15 protein-coding genes and 2 riboswitches are annotated in these 20,000 nt (G+C 69.3%); of the genes, 10 read left to right on the top strand and 5 right to left on the bottom strand.

All coding sequences use genetic code 11. The features are described 5' to 3' along the window. Positions 1–38: 38 nt before the first annotated feature. A complete protein-coding gene (locus ACNFOC_RS09195) occupies positions 39–581 on the bottom strand; it encodes a hypothetical protein (protein ID WP_416958563.1) in 543 nt (180 codons plus the stop codon). Between the two features lie 388 nt (positions 582–969). Between ACNFOC_RS09195 and ACNFOC_RS09190 the strand changes: the two genes are divergently transcribed. Then, a complete protein-coding gene (locus ACNFOC_RS09190; RefSeq protein ID WP_416958561.1) occupies positions 970–4,341 on the top strand; it encodes an ALF repeat-containing protein in 3,372 nt (1,123 codons plus the stop codon). 286 nt (positions 4,342–4,627) lie between these two features. Here the strand turns inward: ACNFOC_RS09190 and ACNFOC_RS09185 are convergent, their stop codons facing one another. The 4 genes from ACNFOC_RS09185 to gcvT form a co-directional block, all read right to left on the bottom strand. Then, entirely contained in the window at positions 4,628–5,995 is a 1,368-nt protein-coding gene (locus tag ACNFOC_RS09185) for an L-serine ammonia-lyase (protein ID WP_416958559.1), read from the bottom strand. Between the two features lie 114 nt (positions 5,996–6,109). Beyond that, positions 6,110–7,408 (bottom strand): serine hydroxymethyltransferase, encoded by a 1,299-nt coding sequence (glyA, locus tag ACNFOC_RS09180; RefSeq protein ID WP_416958557.1) that lies wholly within the window; start codon positions 7,406–7,408, stop codon positions 6,110–6,112. Between the two features lie 14 nt (positions 7,409–7,422). Beyond that, the gene (gcvH, locus tag ACNFOC_RS09175) at positions 7,423–7,800 is read right to left on the bottom strand and encodes a glycine cleavage system protein GcvH (RefSeq protein WP_019058529.1); all 378 of its coding nucleotides are present in this window, start codon (positions 7,798–7,800) and stop codon (positions 7,423–7,425) included. A gap of 111 nt (positions 7,801–7,911) precedes the next feature. Next, positions 7,912–9,054 carry a glycine cleavage system aminomethyltransferase GcvT gene (gcvT, locus tag ACNFOC_RS09170; protein WP_416958555.1) on the bottom strand — a complete coding sequence of 381 codons (1,143 nt, stop codon included), beginning with the start codon at positions 9,052–9,054 and terminating at the stop codon, positions 7,912–7,914. 34 nt (positions 9,055–9,088) lie between these two features. Further along, positions 9,089–9,197, bottom strand: a riboswitch (glycine riboswitch). Then, positions 9,198–9,311: riboswitch (glycine riboswitch) on the bottom strand. Between the two features lie 149 nt (positions 9,312–9,460). Here gcvT and ACNFOC_RS09165 point away from each other — a divergent pair. From ACNFOC_RS09165 to ACNFOC_RS09125, 9 genes are all read left to right on the top strand, one after another. Further along, a complete protein-coding gene (locus ACNFOC_RS09165) occupies positions 9,461–10,153 on the top strand; it encodes an AAA family ATPase (protein ID WP_416958575.1) in 693 nt (230 codons plus the stop codon). Positions 10,154–10,217: 64 nt separating this feature from the next. Continuing rightward, complete coding sequence (locus ACNFOC_RS09160; RefSeq protein ID WP_416958552.1) at positions 10,218–11,003, top strand: enhanced serine sensitivity protein SseB; 786 nt, start codon at positions 10,218–10,220, stop codon at positions 11,001–11,003. Positions 11,004–11,139: 136 nt separating this feature from the next. After that, a complete protein-coding gene (locus tag ACNFOC_RS09155) occupies positions 11,140–11,928 on the top strand; it encodes an enhanced serine sensitivity protein SseB C-terminal domain-containing protein (RefSeq protein WP_406121848.1) in 789 nt (262 codons plus the stop codon). A gap of 343 nt (positions 11,929–12,271) precedes the next feature. Then, a complete protein-coding gene (locus tag ACNFOC_RS09150) occupies positions 12,272–13,270 on the top strand; it encodes an ABC transporter permease (protein ID WP_416958550.1) in 999 nt (332 codons plus the stop codon). Between the two features lie 53 nt (positions 13,271–13,323). Then, complete coding sequence (locus ACNFOC_RS09145) at positions 13,324–15,072, top strand: ABC transporter substrate-binding protein (RefSeq protein WP_416958549.1); 1,749 nt, start codon at positions 13,324–13,326, stop codon at positions 15,070–15,072. Between the two features lie 75 nt (positions 15,073–15,147). Further along, positions 15,148–16,155, top strand: a complete 1,008-nt coding sequence (locus tag ACNFOC_RS09140; RefSeq protein ID WP_416958547.1) for an ABC transporter permease — start codon at positions 15,148–15,150, stop codon at positions 16,153–16,155. Next, on the top strand, positions 16,152–17,255 hold the full coding sequence (locus ACNFOC_RS09135) for an ABC transporter ATP-binding protein (RefSeq protein WP_416958545.1): 1,104 nt from the start codon (positions 16,152–16,154) through the stop codon (positions 17,253–17,255). The genes ACNFOC_RS09140 and ACNFOC_RS09135 overlap by 4 nt, the downstream gene beginning before the upstream one ends. Continuing rightward, positions 17,252–18,508 (top strand): ABC transporter ATP-binding protein, encoded by a 1,257-nt coding sequence (locus ACNFOC_RS09130; protein ID WP_416958543.1) that lies wholly within the window; start codon positions 17,252–17,254, stop codon positions 18,506–18,508. Before ACNFOC_RS09135 ends, ACNFOC_RS09130 begins: the two co-directional genes overlap by 4 nt. Positions 18,509–18,605: 97 nt before the next feature. Continuing rightward, positions 18,606–19,997: a M1 family metallopeptidase gene (locus ACNFOC_RS09125; protein WP_416958541.1), complete on the top strand. Its 1,392-nt coding sequence runs from the start codon at positions 18,606–18,608 to the stop codon at positions 19,995–19,997. The last annotated feature ends 3 nt before the right edge of the window (positions 19,998–20,000 follow it).

Below are 20,000 nucleotides of genomic sequence, written 5' to 3'. Positions count from 1 at the left end.
GGGTGGTGGCGGATCGGGCAGGAGTGCTCGGCAGGGCGCTACTTGGAGGTCCGAAGCTCCAGGAGCGTCCATTCACGGGCCTGGTCGTCCGCGCTCTCGCCCACCGGGGTCCAGGCGTTCTTGGCGATGTCGTACGACTGCTCCTCGGTGCCGACCGTCATCTCCGCCTCGGTCGTGTAGTCGTTGCCGCGGATGAGGTAGACCGACGGCAGCTCCAGGGTCAGCCAGCCGGAGTTGCCCTTGACGTCGAAGCAGACCTTGCTCTGGTCCCGGGCCTGGACCTCCAGCTGGCCGGTGCCGCTCACGCAGTCGGCGAGCGTGATGTGACCGTCACCCCGCTTGAGCACGATGTTCTTCTCCGCGAGGATCTTGTCCGCCTGCGGGTAGTCGAAGTTCTCGACCGCGTAGCCGGGGGCGCTGTCCGCGACGGCCGCGGCCGGGCCGGCCTCGGCGTGGGATCCGCCGGGGACGCCGACCGCCAGGGCGGCCCACGCCAGGGCGCCGACCGCGGCCGTGGCCAGGGTGCGGGCCAGAAATCTATTACGCCGCGGCTGTGCCGCAGATGTGATACGCGACTTCATCACTTTCCTAAACTCGTGGCTTCCGAATCGATTTCAGTAGCGCGCTTCAAGGCAAACGTGAAGGAAATAGACAAAGCCGCGAGTGCTTCCGCATCGCTTTCCCCCGCCTAGATGCCACCTCGCTTCCTCGGGTTTGTCCACTCCTCAAAACCCTTAAAAAGGACGGCAGTTGGAGCTCCGATGTGACGCTCATCACACCGCTGAAGGGTTGTACGGCTTCTATAACGAAGAGATAAAGAAAGCTTTCTGTGTCGGATTCCAGCCGCTTTTTAAATTCACGGCGGCACATTGATTGCTCTGCGAACCTGCGTTTGTATGGTCACGTCATCGCGCAGGCAGCACGCACGCCCCACCGGGGGCCACACAGAAACCACGGGGGAAAATCCACATGCAGACGATCTTCTGGAGCCGCAGACGAGTGCTCGGCTCGCTCGCCGCGGTGACGGCCGCCGCCAGCACGCCCCTGACGTGGGCGCCCGTGGCCCGAGCGGCCGACGCGGCAGCGACGACGGCCGGTCCGCTCGCGCTGCCGGACACCGCCCGGGCGAAGGTGGTCAAGGCCTGGATGACGGGCGGCAGGGCCACCAGGGCGGCAGCGGCCGACGCGCTTTTCGGCACCGACGCCGACATCACCACCTTCCTCGCCCAGACGCTGTCGACGGTGACGACGGAGGACAACCGCGTCGCGATCGCCAGCTACCTCACCCGCTCCGGCAAGGGCCTGCGCCGCGAGGCCGTCGCCGCTCTCGACAACGGCGACAGTTCCATCGCCGCCTTCCTCCAGGGCGGTTACGAGCCGGCTCTCCTGGAAGACCTCCAGGTGGCGACCGCCATCCTGTCGGCCACCGGCGGAACGGCCCTCCAGCGCAAGGCGTCCGCCGCCCTGGACACGGGCACCCGGCCGGCGCTGGAGGCGTTCCTGACGGAGGGCCAGTACACCGCCCGCCTTGAGGACTCGCAGGTCCAGGTCGCCGCCATGCTGGTCAAGGCAGGGCCCGAGGTGCAGAAGTACGCGAACCGCGCCCTGGACGGCACCGCGACGGACATCCAGTGGTTCCTCGACACCGGCCAGCACATCGCCCGCGCCCGCGACCAGGAGTCGGCGACCATCGAGGAACTCGTCGCGGTCGTCGACCGGGAGGGCAAGCGCGCCCAGGCCGAGACCGACCTGGCCGTCGAGGCGTCCGAGCGGGCCCAGGCCGCCGCGGCCGCGGCGAAGGCGGCGGCGGAGAAGGCCGCGGCCGAGGCGGCGGCCGCCAAGGACGACGTACAGAAGTCCGCGGCGGCGGCCCGCAAGGCGGCCAGCGCGGCCACGGGCGCGGCGAACGCCGCCCGTATCGCCATCAACGCCTCCAACGCGGCCGTGAACGCCTCCCGCCGCGCCTCCATGGCGGCCACCGCCGCAGGCGGGGCCGCGGCCGTCGCCGGCGGGGCCGCGTCCCGTGCCTACAACGCGGCCATCGCCGCCTCCAAGGACGCGAGCAAGACCCAGGCGGCCAAGGACGCGGCGGTCGCCGCCCGCAACTCCGCCGCCAAGGCCCGTACCGCGGCCAAGGCCGCCGACTACGCGCGGGCCGCCTGCGCGCAGTCCGTCACCGCCAGTTCCTCGGCCGCCTCCGCCGCCCGCAACTCCGCGGCCGCCGCCACCTCCGCCGCGCAGGCCGCCGCCGCGTCCGGAGTCGCCCAGTCGCAGGCCGCCGAGGCCAAGCGGCAGGCCGCCATCGCCACCACCGCCGCCAACCGCGCCACCAACGCCGCCTCCACCGCCCAGGCCCTCAACAACACGGCGGCGGCGGCCGCGGCCGCCGCGCGGGACGCCGCCAACTCCGCCGCCGCCCACGCCGAGAAGGCGGCCGACGCCGTCGACGAGGCCGTGGCGAACGCGGGCAAGGCCATCGACTTCGCGAACAAGTCCACCGCCCACGCCGGCGAGGCCGTCAAGGCCTCCGACACCGCCACCAAGGCCGTGACGGACGCCATGGCGGTCGCCAAGGCGGCCCGGGACGCGGAGCTCGCGCGCCTGGAGCAGGAGCGGCTCCAAGGCGTGGACGAGGCCCGGCTGCTGGCCGAGATCGAGACACAGGAACTGGCCGAGTACGCGAACAAGCGGGCCCAGGAAGCGCAGACCGATCAGGCGACCAAGGACCTGATCAGCGGCGCAGAGAAGGCCCTCTTCACGGACGGCGACCTGTCGCTCGCCGCCACGCTGGGCCGCAAGGCCGCCACCGCGCTGCTCGAAGCCAAGGGCGCCTGGACGCGGGAGGCCGCCCAGTTCGCGCTGTCCGGCAGCGACGACGACGTGTTCTCCTGGATCGACCTCGACCGGGGCGTCGCCCAGGGCCAGGACGACCGGGAGACCGTCCTCTACATCGCCCAGGTCTCCAACCCCGCCATCGCCAGGGCGGCACAGGCCGCGCTGGCGAGCACCAGCTCCACGGCGGTGGGCGACTTCCTCACCTCCGGGGTGATCAAGGCCTCGCAGGACGACAACCGGGTGCAGATCGGCAAGATCCTCGACCAGAAGCCGGGCAAGGCCGTCACCGAGGCGGCCAACGACGCGCTGGACGAGAACACCCCGGAGGCGCTCCAGGACTTCTTCGACCGCACCTACCCCGCCGCCGTGCGGGAGGACGACGCGGTCGAGACCGCGACCTCGGTGGCGAACGGCGGCGACTACACCAAGGCCTACGGCGACGTCGCCCTGGAAGGGCCGACGTGGATGCGCCGGAACTTCGTCCAGGTCGTGCAGCACTCCTCGGCCCAGCTCGACCACGACTCCGCCACCCACGTCGCGGCGATCCAGGGGGCGATCGCCGCCGCGGCCAAGACCGCCTACGCGGCGCAGCAGACCGCGGCGCTGGCGTCACAGGTGGCGGCGACCGCCCGCGAAGCCGCCACGGAGGCCCAGGAGTGGGCGGACAAGGCCGTCGCCGCGGGGACGAAGGCCGGCCAGTACTCCGACCAGGCCAGACAGAACGCCGACGCGGCGGACAAGTCGGCCGCGGACGCGCAGGCCTCGGCGGCCAAGGCCTCGGCCGCCGCGACGTCGGCGCGCACCGCCTCCCGCTCGGCCAACTACTCCGCGAACAAGGCGATCGACTCGGCCCGTTCGGCCCTGGCCTCCTCCTACAGCGCCCAGGCGTCCGCGGCCGACGCGCGCGCGTCCGAGCTCGAAGCGGGCCGGGACGCGGCCACGGCGGCCGCGGCGGCGACCCAGGCACGCGCCATCGTCATCGAGAAGCGCCAGGCCGAGGCCCGTGAGGCCGCCCGTGAGGCCGCCGAGAAGGCGCAGGAGGACCGGAACAACGGCAGCAACCCGGCCGACAACGGCACCAACGACGAGGTCAACCAGAACGGCAGCGGCTCCGACAACGACGCGTGGTACTCGGACGCCGGCTGGTGGGCCGACGCCTTCAACTACGTCAGCATCGGAGCGGGGTTCATCTCCGCCGGCCTCGGCCTCGCCAGCCTCGTCTTTCCCCCGTTCGCCGTCGTCGGTCTCCCGGCCGCGGCGGTCTTCGCCGACATAGCGATGGGAGCCGGCGCGCTGAGCACCCTGTTCACCGGCATCGAATACGGCTTCACCAGCGGCGAGTTCGGCTGGGCCGCGGCGGGCACCGCGTTGAGCCTGGTCACCTACGGCCAGTCCAAGTGGATCACCCCGGTCGCCAAGCGGGTGGCTCCCGTGGTGAAGCAGGTCGCGGAGGAGGGCAAGGAGCTCGTCTCCTCGATCACCAGCGGCCTGTCGTCGATGTTCTGACAGCAGGGCGGCCGTTCTTCACGCTTCGAGGTGTCGGGCAACGTCGCGTGAAGGAACGGCCGTTGGTGAACCGGCGTCCGCCGAACCGGGCGAGGAGCAGGCCGCCTTGGAGGACGAGGTGTTCCCGGTTGGTCATCGGGCGAGCACCGCCTCCACGGCGGGGCGGATGACGCAGAGAGGCCGGTCAGCCGCTGCTCCAGGCGGGTCGGGGCGGATCGGAACAGTGATCCAGGGTGCCGCGAACTCCCAGGTCAGGCGCCCGTCCCAGGGGATTTCCCGGGGCCTTTCAACACTCGATGATGTTCACCGCGAGCCCGCCCCGGGCCGTCTCCTTGTACTTCACGCTCATGTCCGCCCCCGTCTCCTTCATCGTCTTGATGACCTTGTCGAGGGACACCTTGTGCGAACCGTCCCCCCGCATCGCCATCCGCGCCGCGGTCACCGCCTTCACCGCGGCCATGCCGTTGCGTTCGATGCAGGGGATCTGGACGAGGCCGCCGACGGGGTCACACGTGAGGCCGAGGTTGTGCTCCATGCCGATCTCGGCCGCGTTCTCGACCTGTTCCGGGGAGCCGCCGAGGACCTCGGCCAGCGCGCCCGCCGCCATGGAGCACGCCGAGCCGACCTCGCCCTGGCAGCCGACCTCCGCGCCGGAGATGGAGGCGTTCTCCTTGAAGAGCATGCCGATCGCGCCGGCGGCGAGCATGAAGCGGACCACGCCCTCCTCGTCCGCGCCCGGCACGAAGTTGATGTAGTAGTGCAGGACGGCCGGGATGATTCCGGCGGCGCCGTTCGTGGGGGCCGTGACGACTCGCCCGCCCGCCGCGTTCTCCTCGTTCACCGCCATCGCGTAGAGCGTGATCCACTCCATCGCGTGCGCCAACGGGTCGCCCTCCGCCCGGAGTTGGCGTGCCGACATGGCCGCCCTGCGCCGGACCCGGAGGCCGCCGGGCAGGATGCCCTCCCGCGACATGCCCCGCGAGACGCACGCCTGCATCACCCGCCAGATCTCCAGCAGCCCGGCCCGGATCTCCTCCTCCGTACGCCAGGCGCGCTCGTTCTCCAGCATCAGCGCGGAGATCGACAGACCGGTCTCCTGCGTCAGCCGCAGCAGCTCGTCGCCCGTGCGGAAGGGGTACTTGAGGACCGTGTCGTCCAGCTTGATGCGGTCGGCGCCCACCGCCTCCTCGTCGACGACGAAACCGCCGCCCACCGAGTAGTACGTCTTCGACAACAGCTCGGTGCCCGCCGCGTCGTACGCCCACAGCGTCATGCCGTTCGCGTGGTACGGCAGGGCTTTTCGGCGGTGCAGCTTCAGGTCGGAGTCGTAGGAGAACGGGATCTCGTGCTCGCCGAGGAGCCGGATGCGCCCCAACTCCTTGATCCGCTCGACCTGTTCATCCGCCCCCTCCACGTCCACCGTGCGCGGCGACTCGCCCTCCAGGCCGAGCAGCACCGCCTTCGGGGTGCCGTGCCCGTGGCCGGTCGCGCCGAGGGAGCCGTACAGCTCGGTGCGGACGGAGGCGACGGAGTCCAGCAGTTCCTCGTTGCGCAGCCGGCGCGCGAACATGCGGGCCGCCCGCATCGGGCCGACCGTGTGGGAGCTGGACGGGCCGATGCCGATCGAGAACAGGTCGAAGACCGAGATGGCCACGGTGACTCCTCAGAACGCAGGACAAGCAGGGTGGTGCAAGGGGGTAGGACACCGGCGCGCACCTCCCAGTGTGCGCCGGTGTCCCCGACGGCGACTGCCGCCCGGTGGGCCGACCTACAGCCCGGGATACAGCGGGTACTTCTCCGCCAGCGCGGTAACCCGGGCCTTCAGACCCGCCACGTCGGCCTCCTCGAAGGGACTGGGCGCCTTCAGCGTCTCGGCGATCACGTCCGCGACCTCGGCGAAGTCCTCGGCCGTGAAGCCGCGGGTCGCCAGCGCCGGCGTACCGATGCGCAGACCCGAGGTGACCATCGGGGGCCGCGGGTCGTTCGGGACGGCGTTGCGGTTGACCGTGATGCCCACCTCGTGGAGCCGGTCCTCGGCCTGCTGGCCGTCAAGCTCGGAGGTGCGCAGGTCGACCAGGACCAGGTGCACGTCCGTACCGCCCGACAGGACGTCGACCCCTACGGCCTTCACGTCGTCCCGCACCAGGCGCTCGGCCAGCAGCCGCGCACCCTCAACGGTACGCCGCTGCCGCTCCTTGAAGTCCTCGCTCGCCGCGACCTTGAAGGAGACCGCCTTCGCGGCGATCACATGCTCCAGCGGACCGCCCTGGAAGCCCGGGAAGACGGAGGAGTTCAGCTTCTTCGCGAACTCCTTCTTCGCCAGGATGATGCCGCCGCGCGGGCCGCCCAGCGTCTTGTGGGTCGTGGACGTGACGACGTCCGCGTACGGCACCGGGTTCGGGTGCAGCCCCGCCGCGACCAGGCCCGCGAAGTGCGCCATGTCGACCCACAGGTACGCCTCGACCTCGTCCGCGATCCGGCGGAACTCGGCGAAGTCCAGCTGGCGCGGGTACGCCGACCAGCCCGCGATGATCACCTTCGGGCGGCGCTCCTTGGCGAGCTTCTCGACCTCGGCCATGTCGACCAGACCGGTCTGCGGGTCGACGTGGTAGGCGACCACATCGAACTGCTTGCCGGAGAAGTTCAGCCGCATCCCGTGGGTGAGGTGGCCGCCGTGCGCCAGGTCCAGGCCGAGGATCGTGTCGCCGGGCTTGGCCAGCGCGAACAGGGCGGCCTGGTTGGCGGAGGCGCCCGAGTGCGGCTGCACGTTGGCGTACTCGGCGCCGAACAGCTCCTTGACCCGGTCGATCGCGATCTGCTCGGCCACGTCGACGTACTCGCAGCCGCCGTAGTAACGACGGCCCGGATACCCCTCGGCGTACTTGTTGGTGAGGACCGAGCCCTGTGCCTCCATGACCGCGACCGGAGCGAAGTTCTCCGAGGCGATCATCTCCAGCGTGGACTGCTGCCGGCGCAGCTCGGCGTCGACGGCCGCGGCGATGTCCGGGTCGAGCTCGTGCAGGGGAGTGTTCAGGACGGACGTGTGGTCGGACGTGTGGTCAGACATGGTGCTACGACTCCTCAGCCGGCGGAAAACGCGGTGTACTCGTCGGCGGAGAGCAGGTCGCCCGGCTCCTCCGCGACGCGCACCTTGAACAGCCAGCCGCCCTCGAAGGGGGCCGAGTTCACCAGCGACGGGTCGTTCACGACGTCCTCGTTGATCTCGGTGACCTCGCCGCCGACGGGCGAGTACAGGTCGGACACCGACTTCGTCGACTCCAGCTCACCGCAGGACTCGCCCGCGGTCACCGTGGAGCCGACGTCGGGGAGCTGGGCGTAGACGACATCGCCGAGCGCGTTGGCCGCGAACTCGGTGATGCCGACCGTCGAGACGCCGTCCTCGGCGACCGACAGCCACTCGTGCTCCTTGCTGTAGCGCAGCTGCTGGGGGTTGCTCATGGCCTGAATTCTCCTGTACGCGGGGGAGTGCTGATGAATGGGGGACTACGGAGGACATCGGCGGGCAGGGGCGATCCGCCCCGGGTCACGGACGTGACGCTACGACGACTGTCACTTCTCGCGCTTGTAGAACGGCAGCGCCACGACCTCGTACGGCTCGTGACTGCCCCGGATGTCCACGCCGACACCGGCCGTGCCCGGCGCCGAGTGCGCGGCGTCGACGTAGGCCATGGCGATGGGCCTGCCCAGCGTGGGGGAGGGGGCGCCGGAGGTGACCTCGCCGATCACCTGGCCGTCGGCGACGACGGGGTACCCGGCGCGCGGGACCCGGCGGCCCTCGGCGACGAGCCCGACGAGGACGCGCGGCGGCTGCGAGGCGGCGCGCTCGGCGGCCGCCTCCAGGGCCGTACGTCCGACGAAGTCGCCGTCCTTCTCGAACTTCACGACCCGGCCGAGCCCGGCGTCGAACGGCGTCAACTCGGTCGACAACTCATGCCCGTACAGCGGCATGCCCGCCTCAAGGCGCAGCGTGTCCCGGCAGGACAGCCCGCACGGGATCAGCCCGACAGACGCCCCGGCCTCCGTCAGCGCCGCCCACAGCTTCTCCGCGTCGGCGGGCGACACGAACAGCTCGAAGCCGTCCTCGCCGGTGTAGCCGGTGCGGGCGATCAGCGCGGGGACGCCCGCGACCGTGCCGGGCAGACCGGCGTAGTACTTCAGGCCGTCGAGGTCGGCGTCGGTGAGCGACTTGAGGATGCCGGGGGACTCGGGGCCCTGGACGGCGAGCAGCGCGTACGCGTCACGGTCGTCACGGACGACGGCGTCGAAGCCCTCGGAACGCTCCACCAGCGCGTCCAACACCACCTGGGCGTTGGAGGCGTTGGCCACGACCATGTAGTCAGAAGATGCAGCCTCGTCGTCGGCCAGCCGGTAGACGATCAGGTCGTCCAGGATGCCGCCGTCGGCCCGGCAGATCATGGTGTAGCGGGCGCGGCCGAGGCCCACGGAGGCGATGTTGCCGACGAGGGCGTAGTTGAGGAGACGGGCCGCGTCCGGTCCGGTGACCGTGATCTCGCCCATGTGGGAGAGGTCGAAGAGGCCGGCCTTCGTGCGGACGGCGAGGTGCTCGTCGCGCTCCGAGCCGTAGCGCAGCGGCATGTCCCAGCCGGCGAAGTCGGTCATCGTCGCACCGAGCGAGCGGTGCAGCGCGTCGAGCGCGGTGCGGCGCTTCTCAGGGATGGCGGTACTGCTCATCGGTCGGTCTCCCAAGGCATGACGGCGAGGTCGTTCCTCCCCATCTGTCATCGGGACCTGAGAGGTTCGCCATGACCGCACGCGGGACATGGGTTGCACCTTGGGTGGGGCCACCGGGAGGGCGGCCCGCTTTTCAGATGTGCCTCGCCCGCGCGGTAACGGGGCCTGAGAGATTCAAGGGAGGGACTTGCTCCTTCGGCGCCCCGGATGACGTACGACTGACGACGTACGACCGGGGACTCTCCCGCGCGGATTCAAGCGGCCGGTATGCAGTTAGGCGGGCACATCATCGCACAGGCTTTGTAACAGGCCTGTGGCCGGACGCGAACGGAACCGCGAGACACCGTGCATTACCTTCTCTTTACGTTCAGTGGGGAGAACCTTTCCTGACCCCGCAGGGAGGACGATCACGGTGACAAGGACCACGGTGTACGCCACGACCTCGGCCGTAGCGCTGCCCAAGCAGCCCTCGGCCCCGGCCAGGGAGGCATGCCCGGCCCGGCCGGTGCGGACGGTCCGCGATCTCCGCGAGCGCGCCGGCCGCAGTCCGCACGGACTCCTCTTCGGCCCCCGCGACCTGGTCGTGGTCACCGGCCTGCCCGGCAGCGGCAAGTCCACGCTGATGCGGCGCGCGGTGGCGGGCGGCGACGGCGTCCGCGTCGACAGCCAGGACACCCGCGACCGCTGGGACGCCCGTATGTCCCGTATATCGGGCGTCCTTCCCTACGCGGTCTACCGCCCCCTGGTCCGCGTCGCGCACTACGCCGGGCTGCACCGCGTGCTGCGTTCCGCGTCCGGAGCCGTCGTGCACGACTGCGGTACGCAGACCTGGGTGCGCGGCTGGCTGGCCCGGGCCGCCGGGCGCCGGGGCGGCGCGCTGCACCTGGTGTTCCTCGACGTCAGCCCGGACCTCGCGCTCGACGGCCAGCGCGAGCGGGGGCGCGGAGTCTCGCGGTACGCGTTCCTGCGGCACCGCAGGGCCGCCGCCCGGCTGCTGCGCTCGGTGGAGCGCGGTGAGCTGCCCCGGGGCGTCGACTCGGCGGTCATCCTGGACCGGGACGCGGCGGACGTGCTGCGCCGGATCGACTTCGCGGACTGAGCCGCTAGCCTTTTCAGCCACAGCAGGGTTACAGCAGGCGGTTTCACCAGCAGGCGGTAGGTAGATGGACTTCCCGGCGGACTTTCCCGGTCAGGCGCACCCCCACCCCCATCCGCACGGCGGTTGGCCGGGCAACGAGCTGGAGGAGGTGCTCTCGGCGTCCCTCGGCATGCCCTCGGCCGGCGGCCGGATCGTCGAAGTGCTCGGCCGCAGCTTCGTCTGGGTCCCGCTCCCCAGCGGCGGCGGCCCGCAGAGCGGCCCCCTGGACCTGCCGACGCTGGACATCGAGGGACAGGCGTTCGTCCCGGTCTTCAGCTCCGAGGAGCAGTTCCGCCAGGTCGTCGGCTCGCATCTGTCGTTCACGATCGCGCCGGCGGTGGAGTTCGCCCGCGGGCTGCCCCCGCAGGTCGGCCTCGCGGTGAACCCGGGCGGCGTGGTCGGTGTCCCCCTCCCGCCCCTCGCGGTGGCCGAGCTGTGCCGCATCGGCCGCTCCGCCCTCGACGGCCCCACCAGCGGCGGCCGCGTCCGCCTCTTCGAACCCGACTGGCAGGACGACCCGGTCGACTTCCTCGCCGCGGCCTCCGCCGAGTTCGCCGCGATCGGCGTCGTCGGCTCGGCCCGCCGCTGCCTCGCCGCCATCGAGACGGCCGACCCGGTGATGTTCGTAGGCGTCGAACTCACCAACTGGGACGGCGACTTGAGAGCGGCCCCCATGGAAGCCCTGGCCCGAGCCCTGGGCACCACCACAGTCCCCTGGCAGGTAAACCTGGTCCTCCTGGACGTAACCCAGGACCCGGTGGCGGACTGGATGAGGCAGACAGTGCGACCCTTCTATACGCAGGGTCACTGAGGCGCCCCTTTAGGGGCGCGGGGAACTGCGCGCTCAGCCACAACGCACCGCCACTCGCGAACGCACCCCAGGCCCCCACCCATTGGGCGCTTAAGCTGTTTCCAAACGCAGGGCACCTACAAAAAGGAGCGGACACGTGAGCGCCAGCGGCACCGCGACCGGCCAGGTCGAGCACATGCTGCGCCAGGTGACGCCCGGGCGCTACGACGCCTACGAGGCGCTCCTGCGCGCCCTCGCGACCCCCCACTCCGGCCAGATCTGGATGCTCCTGTGGCACGGCCAGTCCGGCTCCCCGGACGCCCAGTACGGAAACATGCAGGTCGACAAGTACGGCTACGCCCCCTGCGTCACCTCCGCACAGGAACTGTCGGCGAGCGGCTGGAACCGCTCCTACGAGGTGGTCGACGGCCTCGACGTCGCCCGCACCCTCTACCCCGACCACTTCGGCCTCTGGCTCAACCCGCACGCGCCGGGCGGCGGCGTCGGCATCCCCTGGCTGGACCTGCGCCGTATCGCCACCGGCCTGGAACGCCAGCCGGCAGGGCCCCTGCGCCTGTCGGAGCCGGGCATCGAGATCCCGCAGTTCTACGCCCTGCTCACGCAGAACGCCCACCGCACCCCGGCGGTCCGCGCCCTGCGCCGCGCCTGGGTGCAGCCCGCGCTCGGAGCGCCGTATCTCGCGATCGGTCTCGACGTCTACGACACCAGTCCGCCGGCCGTGGACTCGGTGCGCGGCATGATGCAGCAGTCGATCGGCGTGGTCCCGGACGGGCTGCCGGTCTCGACCGTGGCGATGTCCGACGAGTACGACCCGGTGGCGCTCTGGCTGCGGGCGAACGCGCGCCCGTTCTACGACCGTGAGGCGCACGCGGCGCCCGCCCAGGCGGGTGGGTACGGCTACCCACCCGTCCGTGGTGGATACTGACCCGGCGAGTCCTCTTCTCCGCTTCTCCGCAGGATTTACGTCTACGACACATTTCTTCGCGCGTAGATAGCGGTGTGGTGCCCCAAAAGACGCCGGATCTCCGTTCTGTCCCAAGTGCCCGGCGTCCGGGGTCCGTTACCCACTGTTCGGATAACGGAATCCCTAGTTAAGCATCACGGTTGCGCATACTTTCGCCGTCAGGCCTGGCGGGTGATCGCAGCCACGCTGAAGACTCGCGTTTCAGACACAGGGTCCAGCGACCCATGTCCACTGCATGTCGACAAAGCCGCTAATCCGCGGCAGGCGTAAGCCGGTAACCACCGGCGAGAGGGGTCGGGTCACAGTGACCGCACCGATCGAGACCACGGGGGCGGAAGCCGGGGCGCAGCCGGAGGCTGTGCTCGTCGGCGCCGATAAGGGGCAGATCGAGGGCCGTTCCCTTGGACAGATCGCCTGGACCCGGTTCAAGAAGGACAGAGTCGCCGTCGCCGGCGGTGTCATCGTCGTCCTGCTGATCCTGGTCGCGGCACTCTCCCGTCCGATCCAGTCGATGTTCGGCCTGGACCCCGACGCCTTCAACCAGGGCTTGATCGACGCCAACACCTCGCTGCCCAAGGGCGGTTGGGGCGGCATGAGCTGGGACCACCCGCTCGGTGTGGACCCGCAGTTCGGCCGGGACGTCGCCACCCGCATCCTCGAAGGCTCCTGGGTGTCGCTGGTGGTCGCCTTCGGCGCCACGATCCTGTCGAACGTGATCGGCACGATCCTCGGCGTCGTCGCGGGGTACTACGGCGGCCGGGTCGACTCGATCATCAGCCGGCTGATGGACACCTTCCTCGCCTTCCCCCTGCTGCTCTTCGCCATCGCCATCTCGGCGACCCTCCAGGGCGGCGCCTTCGGCCTCAGCGGCCTGCCGTTGCACCTGAGCGTGCTGATCTTCGTCATCGGCTTCTTCAACTGGCCCTACCTGGGCCGGATCGTCCGCGGCCAGACTCTCGCCCTGCGCGAGCGCGAGTTCGTGGACGCCTCCCGGGGCATGGGCGCCAAGGCGCCGTACATCCTCTTCCGGGAACTGCTGCCCAACCTGGTCGGCCCGATCATCGTCTACTCGACGCTGCTCATCCCGACGAACATCCTCTTCGAGGCGTCCCTGAGCTTCCTCGGGGTCGGCATCCAGCCCCCGCAGGCATCCTGGGGCGGCATGTTGCGGGACGCGGTCACCTATTACGAGGTCGACCCCGCGTACATGATCGTGCCCGGCCTCGCCATCTTCGTGACCGTCCTGGCGTTCAACCTGCTGGGCGACGGTCTCCGCGACGCTCTCGACCCCCGCAGCCGCTAGGGCCCGCACCCGAGAGTCCATCAAGTTTCCGACAATGGAGGAAGCAGACCATCATGCGAAGGTCAGCGCTGGCCGCAGTTGCGGCCATCGGCGCTGCGACACTGCTCATGGCAGGTTGCAGCAAGGCCGATGACAGTAAGAGTGACAACGGTACGAAGGCGGCTGGGGCCAACGCAGCGACCAAGGACGTCGTCAACGCCTCTACGCACAAGGGCGGGACGGTCACCTACGAACTGTCCGACGTTCCGGACTCGTTCGACCCGGGCAACACGTACTACGCGTACATGTACAACTTCAGCCGGCTGTACGCCCGTCCGCTGATGACGTTCGAGCCCGCCGCCGGTTCCAAGGGCAACACCCTGGTCCCGGACCTCGCCGCGAGCAAGGGTGTCTCCAGCGACGGCGGCAAGACCTGGACGTACAAGCTGCGTTCGGGCCTGAAGTACCAGGACGGCACGGCGATCACGTCCAAGGACGTCAAGTACGCCGTGGAGCGCTCCAACTTCGCGCGTGACGTGCTCTCCCTCGGCCCGAACTACTTCCAGCAGTTCCTGGTCGGCGGCAAGGACTACAAGGGCCCGTACAAGGACAAGAGCGCCGAGGGCCTCAAGTCCATCGCGACGCCGGACGACACCACGATCGTCTTCCACCTGAACACGGCCTTCCAGGAGTTCGACTACCTGGTCGCGGCGCCGCAGACGGCTCCGGTTCCGCAGGCGAAGGACACGGGCGTCGACTACGTCAAGAACATCGTGTCCTCCGGCTCGTACCAGTTCTCCAGCTACGAGGACGGCAAGTCCGCCACCCTCGTGCGCAACAAGAACTGGGACCCGAAGACCGACCCGCTGCGCAAGCAGTACCCGGACAAGATCGTCGTCAACCTGAAGGTCAACGCCGACACGATCGACAAGGACGTCCTCGCGGGCAACGCGATCGACATGGGCGGTACGGGTGTCCAGGCCGCGACCCAGGCGCAGCTGCTGACCTCCGCCGACAAGAAGGCGGGCACGGACAACACCTTCGGTGGCCGTCTCGTCTACATGGCGATCAACACCAAGGTCGCGCCGTTCAACAACGTCGCCTGCCGCAAGGCCGTCGAGTACGCCATCGACAAGGTCTCCGTGCAGACCGCCGAGGGCGGCCCGATCCGCGGTGAGATCGCCACCACCGTGCTCCCGCCGGACATCACCGGTTACGAGAAGGCCGACCAGTACGCCACCACGGGCAACAAGGGTGACGTCGCCAAGGCCAAGGCGCAGCTGAAGGCCTGTGGCAAGACGTCGATCTCGACCAACCTCTCGGCCCGCAGCGACCGCCCGCAGGAGATCTCCGCGGCCACCGCGATCATCAACTCGCTGAAGGCCGTCGGCATCAACGCCAGCCTGAAGCAGTACCCGTCGGGCAAGTACTTCACCGACTACGCGGGTGTCCCGAAGTTCACCGAGCAGCAGAACATCGGCCTGATCATGATGCAGTGGGGTGCCGACTGGCCCTCCGGCTACGGCTTCGAGCAGCAGATCCTGAACGGTGCGGCGATCGGCGCCTCGGGTAACACCAACCTGTCGCAGTACGACAACAAGACGGTCAACGAGCTTCTCTCCAAGGCCATCGGCACGGAGGACGTGAGTACCCGCAACAGCATGTACGCCCAGATCGACAAGCAGACCATGAGCGACGCGGCCCTCGTTCCGCTGACCTACTTCAAGGTCCTGCTGGCCCGTCCGGCGAACTACAGCAACCTGGTGTCGACGGCGGCCTTCAGCGGCCAGTACGACTACCTCAACATCGGCACCACGAAGTAGTCGTAGCCCCGGAAGGCAGGTGAAGGCATTGGTGCCCGCGGGCTTTGCGGCCCGCGGGCACCAGCGCCGATCCCCGTGATCTCGTACATTCTCCGTCGGACGGTCGCAGCGGTGATCCTGCTGCTGGTCGTCTCCGCGGTCACCTTCGGCATCTTCTTCCTGCTGCCACGGCTCGCCGGCCAGACCGCGGACCAGCTGGCCCAGCAGTACATCGGGAAGAGCCCGTCCGCGGCGGACATCGCCGCGGTCAAGCACAACCTCGGTCTGGACCAGCCGCTTTACCTGCAGTACTGGCACTTCATCAAGGGGATCGTGGCGGGCGCCACCTACAACCTCGGCCCCACCACGGTGCACTGCGACGCGCCCTGCTTCGGCTACTCCTTCAAGGACCACGTCGAGGTCTGGCCGCAGCTCACCTCCCGCCTTCCGGTCACCATCTCGCTGGCCTCCGGCGCCGCCGTGCTCTGGCTGCTGTCCGGTGTCACGGTCGGTGTGATCTCCGCGCTCAAGCCGCGGTCGTTCTTCGACCGAGCCTTCATGGGCGTGGCGCTCGCGGGTGTCTCGCTGCCCATGTTCTTCACGGGCAACCTGGCCATCCTGCTCTTCACGTACCAGTGGCCGATCTTCGGCCGCACCTACGTCCCGTTCACCGAGAACCCCGTGCAGTGGGCCAACACGCTGTTCCCGGCGTGGTGTTCGCTCGCACTCCTCTACTCCGCCATCTACGCGCGGCTCACCCGCTCGGGCATGCTGGAGACGATGAACGAGGACTTCATCCGCACGGCCCGCGCCAAGGGCCTGCGGGAACGCAACGTCGTCGTCAAGCACGGTCTGCGGGCCGCCCTGACGCCGATCATCACCGTGTTCGGCATGGACCTCGGTCTGCTGCTCGGCGGTGCGCTGATCACCGAGTCGGTGTTCTCCCTGCACGGCATCGGCCAGTACGCGGTGCAGTCGATCGAGAGCAACGACCTGCCCCCGATCCTCGGCGTGACCCTGCTCGCAGCGTTCTTCGTAGTGATCGCAAATCTCCTGGTGGACCTGTTGTACGCCGCCGCCGACCCGCGGGTGAGGCTCTCGTGACCGACCTTGATCCTTTGTCTGCGACTGGAGCCGCAGTGGGCGAGCCCGTCGACGCGTCCAAGGCCCCGAACGCGTTCCTGGAGGTCCGCGACCTCAAGGTGCACTTCCCGACCGACGACGGCGTGGTCAAGTCCGTCGACGGGCTCAGCTTCTCGCTGGAGAAGGGCAAGACCCTCTCCATCGTGGGCGAGTCGGGCTCCGGCAAGTCCGTCACCTCGCTGGCGATCATGGGCCTGCACCGGCTCGGCCCGCGCGGCAAGAACGTGCGGATGACCGGCGAGATCTGGCTCGACGGCCAGGAACTCGTGGGTGCCCAGCCGGACGAGGTGCGCAAGCTCCGCGGCCGGCAGATGTCCATGATCTTCCAGGACCCGCTGTCCGCGATGCACCCGTACTACAAGATCGGCGACCAGATCGTCGAGGCGTACCGGGTCCACAACGACGTCAGCAAGAAGGCCGCCCGCACGCGTGCGATCGAGATGCTCGACCGGGTCGGCATCCCCGAGCCGGCCAAGCGGGTCGACGGCTACCCGCACGAGTTCTCCGGCGGTATGCGCCAGCGCGCCATGATCGCGATGGCCCTGGTCAACAACCCCGAACTGCTCATCGCGGACGAGCCGACGACCGCCCTGGACGTGACCGTCCAGGCGCAGATCCTCGACCTGATCCGGGACCTTCAGAAGGAGTTCGGCTCCGCGGTCGTCCTGATCACGCACGACCTCGGTGTCGTCGCCGAGATCGCCGACGACGTCCTGGTCATGTACGGCGGCCGGTGCGTGGAGCGCGGTCCCGTCGACGAGATCTTCGAGAAGCCGCAACACCCGTACACCTGGGGCCTGTTGGGCTCGATGCCGCGCATCGACCGGGAGACCTCGGAGCGGCTCATCCCGGTCAAGGGCCAGCCGCCGAGCCTCATCAACGTCCCCTCGGGCTGCGCCTTCCACCCGCGCTGCCCGTACGCGGACATCCCCAAGGGCGACGTCACGCGAACCGTGCGCCCCGAGCTGGAGCTGGTCCCCGGCGGGCACTGGTCCGCCTGCCACCTCCCGGCTGCGGACCGTACGCGGATCTGGACCGAAGAGATTGCGCCGAAGCTGTGAGCGATACGAACAAACAGACCGCCACCGCGGTCGTACCGGAGCAGGCGTCCTCCTCGGAGGACCGTGAGGTACTGCTCAAGGTCGAGGGCCTGAAGAAGCACTTCCCCATCAAGAAGGGGATCCTTCAGCGTCAGGTCGCCGCGGTGAAGGCCGTCGACGGCATCGACTTCGAGGTGCGCAAGGGCGAGACCCTGGGCGTGGTCGGGGAGTCGGGCTGCGGCAAGTCGACCATGGGACGGGTCATCACCCGGCTCCAGGACCCGACGGGCGGCTCGATCCACTTCGAGGGCCAGGACATCACGAGCCTGAACGCGGCCGGGATGCGTCCGCTGCGGCGGGACATCCAGATGATCTTCCAGGACCCGTACGGCTCCCTGAACCCCCGGCACACCATCGGCTCGATCGTCTCGGCGCCGTTCCGGCTCCAGGGCGTGGAGCCCGAGGGCGGGGTGCGCAAGGAGGTCCAGCGCCTTCTGGAGCTGGTGGGTCTGAGCCCCGAGCACTTCAACCGCTACCCGCACGAGTTCTCCGGCGGCCAGCGCCAGCGCATCGGCATCGCCCGCGCGCTCGCCCTCAAGCCCAAGCTCGTGGTGGCGGACGAGCCGGTCTCGGCGCTCGACGTGTCGATCCAGGCGCAGGTCGTCAACCTCATGGACGACCTCCAGACGGAGCTCGGCCTGACGTACGTGATCATCGCGCACGACCTCTCCGTCGTACGCCATGTCTCGGACCGCGTCGCGGTGATGTACCTCGGCAAGATCGTCGAACTCGCCGACAGCACCAAGCTGTACGAGTCGCCGATGCACCCGTACACCAAGGCCCTGATGTCGGCCGTGCCGGTGCCGGACCCCAAGCGCCGGGGCGCCAAGAGCGAGCGCATCCTGCTCAAGGGCGACGTCCCCTCGCCGATCTCCCCGCCCAGCGGCTGCCGTTTCCACACGCGCTGCTGGAAGGCCACGGAGATCTGCCGCACGAAGGAACCCCAGCTGATCGAGCTCCGGCCCGGCCAGCAGGTCGCCTGCCACCACCCGGAGAACTTCGCGGACCAGGCCCCGCAGGACACCGTCCTGCTGAGCGCCGCGAAGGAAGCGGTGGAACTGGTGGGCGCCGCGGTCCTGGAGAAGTCGGCGGAGACTCCCGGGGCGGAGGCCCCGGCGGCAGTGGCTCCCGCGACGGAGACCCCGGAGGCGGCGGCTCCCGAGGCGGAGACGCCCGAAGCGGAATCCGGCGATCAGGAGTCAACTGCCAAGTAGGGCATGACAAGTTGGTAAAGTCATGACCATGACGAAACGGGAGAGTGCAGAGTCGAGCGCGTCCGACTGATCGGAAACGCACCCGAAGGGACGACTCATGGCACTCTCCCGTTCGGCACGTTTAGGGGCCCTCGCTACCGCGGCGGCCTCTTTTCTTGTCATAGCCGCCTCCTCCGCCCCCACCCCCGGCGCCGACGGCATCGGTGACTCCTACTTCCCGCAACTGGGCAACGGCGGCTTCGACGCCCGGCACTACGCCCTCGACGTCGCCTACAACCCCGACACCGACCGCCTCGACGGCCGTACGACGCTCACCGCCCGCGCCACCCAGAACCTCTCCTCCTTCGACCTGGACCTCCAGAAGCTGGAGGTCACGAAGGTCGAAGTGAACGGAAGACGGGCCCAGTTCACCCGCACCGGCGACGAACTGCGCATCACCCCGCGCGACTCCCTCCGCAAGGGCAGGGACTTCACGGTCACCGTCACCTACGGCGGCGTCCCCGAGCCCCTCAACGGCCCCATCGTCTTCGGCTCCGACTACGGCTGGATGAAGACCGCCGACGGAGTCTTCGTTGCCTGCGAACCCAACGCCGCCTCCACCTGGTTCCCGTCCAGCGATCACCCCTCCGACAAGGCCACCTACGACATCCGTATCAAGGCCCCCAAGGGGCTCACCGGAGTCTCCAACGGCCGCCTCGTCTCGACGTACGACAAGGGCGACTCGACGTACACCCACTGGCGGGAGTCGAAGCCCATGGCGACCTATCTCGCCACCGCCACCATCGGGAAGTTCGACGTCAAGACGGGGACGACCCCCGGCGGGACGCCGATCTACGTCGCCATCGACCCCGTCCTCGCCAACAGCAACAGCGTCGACGTGTACGCCGTGACGGCCGCCGCCACCGACTACTGGTCGCAGGTCTTCGGGCCCTATCCCTTCGAGGAGACCGGTGCGATCGTCGACGACATGCCGGAGGCGGGGTTCTCGCTGGAGGTGCAGAGCAAGCCCGCCTACTCGGCCGTGCGCAGCGAGACGACGATCGTGCACGAGCTGGCCCACCAGTGGTTCGGCGACTCCGTGTCGGTCGCGCACTGGAAGGACATCTGGCTCAACGAGGGCTTCGCGACCTACGCCCAGTGGCTGTGGGCCGAGCACCAGGGCACCCGCACCGCGCACGACTCGTTCCTGGCCGGCTACAACTCCCGCCCGGCTGACGCCGCGTTCTGGCAGACCGTGGTCGGCGACCCGCAGCGGGACACGATGTTCGCCTCGGCCGTCTACCAGCGCGGCGCGATGACCCTCCAGATGCTCCGCGAACGCATCGGCGACACCGCGTTCTTCAAGCTGCTGCCGACCTGGACGAAGCTGCACCGCTACGGCAACGCGAGCACCGCCGACTTCATCAAGCTCGCGGAGAAGATCAGCGGACAGCAGCTCGACGATCTGTTCCAGACCTGGCTGTTCACGCCAGGGAAACCGACCCTGTAACCC

Origin of the sequence: Streptomyces colwelliae, assembly GCF_048158785.1 — a bacterium.
Classification (GTDB): domain Bacteria; phylum Actinomycetota; class Actinomycetes; order Streptomycetales; family Streptomycetaceae; genus Streptomyces.
The sequence above is the reverse complement of the archived record's forward strand: the minus strand, read 5'-3'. Positions and strand labels throughout refer to the sequence as shown.